4 protein-coding genes are annotated in these 1,838 nt (G+C 37.9%); all 4 read right to left on the bottom strand.

Features of this window, described 5'->3' with window-relative positions:
* Positions 1-183: 183 nt before the first annotated feature.
* A complete protein-coding gene (locus ACOCD9_RS18195; RefSeq protein ID WP_002734288.1) occupies positions 184-570 on the bottom strand; it encodes a type II toxin-antitoxin system VapC family toxin in 387 nt (128 codons plus the stop codon).
* Positions 567-830: a type II toxin-antitoxin system Phd/YefM family antitoxin gene (locus ACOCD9_RS18190; protein ID WP_002796475.1), complete on the bottom strand. Its 264-nt coding sequence runs from the start codon at positions 828-830 to the stop codon at positions 567-569. Before ACOCD9_RS18190 ends, ACOCD9_RS18195 begins: the two co-directional genes overlap by 4 nt.
* Positions 831-1,135: 305 nt before the next feature.
* Entirely contained in the window at positions 1,136-1,348 is a 213-nt protein-coding gene (locus ACOCD9_RS18185) for a type II toxin-antitoxin system HicB family antitoxin (RefSeq protein ID WP_419548122.1), read from the bottom strand.
* A gap of 36 nt (positions 1,349-1,384) precedes the next feature.
* Positions 1,385-1,838: tetratricopeptide repeat protein (locus ACOCD9_RS18180; RefSeq protein ID WP_419548121.1), on the bottom strand; the 454-nt coding region annotated here is incomplete at its 5' end.

Here is a 1,838-nt window from a genome sequence, read left to right as displayed (position 1 = left end):
ATAGAAAATCTACGGTTTCACCGATAGGTTATTGTCCGAATGCTTCGCCCCTACAGGACGCGGGCCGATGAAGACGCAAGGTTTTGAACGACGATTCTCTCAAAATCTTGCACCTGTGAGAGCAAAACAGAACCCTAAAACTCTTACCTCGTCTATATTTCACATTTATTCAGCAAGCCCTATCTACCAATCTATCTGAACAGGATATTTTGCTAATATTGAATCATGGCTAATCAGTCTAGCATTTTCAAGATTAGCTTGAGCAACTAACAAGCGGTCAAATGGATCTTTATGGATGTTAGGTAAAGTATTTAAAGCTAAAACATGGCTGACTGTAATTGATAAAAGGCCAATTTGGTTAGTTTCCTGCTGAGTATTAATCATTTCTGCTAAAGGTATCTTGAGTGATAGTTTACCTAGTTGTAGTTTGATTTGCATTTCCCAAATACTTGTAATACTAAGTAATAGCGTATTACTAGGATCTCTACACAGTTCTAAAGCTCTTTGAGAGAGTTTTTCTGGTTCGCTATCCCACCAAATAAATGTATGGGTATCTAAAAGAAATTTCATGATTCACCTGTCCAAAATTCTTCAGGAAGTGGCTCATCAAAATCTTCGCTAGTCCCAATTTTTCCAGCGTGTAGTCCTGGTTGTCGTAACTTAGGAGAAGGAGTTTCAGACGTTGTTTTTTCAGTATCTCCCCAAGGAATTAGACGAGCTACAGGCTTGTTTCCTTCGGTTATAATAATTTCAGTATCTACCTTTATTAAGGCAAGTAGTTCTTGTAAAGTTAACTGTACTTGATTGAGATCAATAGTTTTGTTTGACATGAATAATTTTCTCTCTTTATTTACTTCACAAAATAAAACAGGATTCAGTGATAACTGCCTCACAAGTTAATAAAGGTTTGGCAACTTTTTCCCATTGCTGAATTGCCCAATTGTGATAATTATCACTCCGGTATGTCTTGGAATCGCAGATCTTTTATTTAATTGGGGGTTAAACTACCAAGAATGGCTAGGACTTGCTGAAAAAGTACGGGCGAAGATTCGGGCAATAACTTATCGCTGAAACCGTAGATTTCCTATCCGAATGCTTCGCCCCTACAGGACGTGATCGATAAACTGTTTACGTTTCATACAACAATTTTCTCTTCTTGGTAGTTTCCCCTAGTAGCGGAAATTGCTTCCTGTTTATTCAATTCTAATGCTTCACTAAGAGTAATTTTTAGGCTTTCTAATAACTGATCACGAGATGCTTCTTGACAGTTAACTTCCGGAATTTCTTCTATCCAACCAATCCACCAATCTCCGTCTGGCTGAATGATAGCTGTGTAGGTGTTAGTCATAGAATATCTCCTTAGCTAAAATACAAATATATATTATTATACTCGATTTAGGAAACTCTGAAACCGCTCATCTCCCCGAATCTGCTCAAAATCCTTATCTGTTTTCGCCATATCCTGATATTCGACATCAAGATTGATGGCGCGTTGTAAGTTTTCGATAGCTAATTCCACATTATTTTGTAAGCCATAACAGCAAGCTTTATTGTAGTAAGGATTAGCATCATTTGGATTAATTTTAATAGCACGATCACAAGATTCTAGTGCATCTTTATATCGTCCCATACAAGTTAAAACATATCCTCGATTATCCCAAGCATAAGGGTCATCGGGTTTAATTTCTAAAGCTCGATCATAGGATGCGAGCGCTTCTGCAAATCTGCCTAAATCAGCTAACGCAACCCCCCGGTTGTTCCAAGCATCATGGTCATCGGGTTTAAATTCTAAAGCTCGATCGTAGGATGCGATCGCTTGTTCAAATCTGCCTAAATTA

It is taken from the genome of Microcystis sp. (assembly GCF_048564745.1).
In the GTDB taxonomy this organism is placed as follows: domain Bacteria; phylum Cyanobacteriota; class Cyanobacteriia; order Cyanobacteriales; family Microcystaceae; genus Microcystis; species Microcystis ichthyoblabe_A.
The sequence above is the reverse complement of the archived record's forward strand: the minus strand, read 5'-3'. Positions and strand labels throughout refer to the sequence as shown.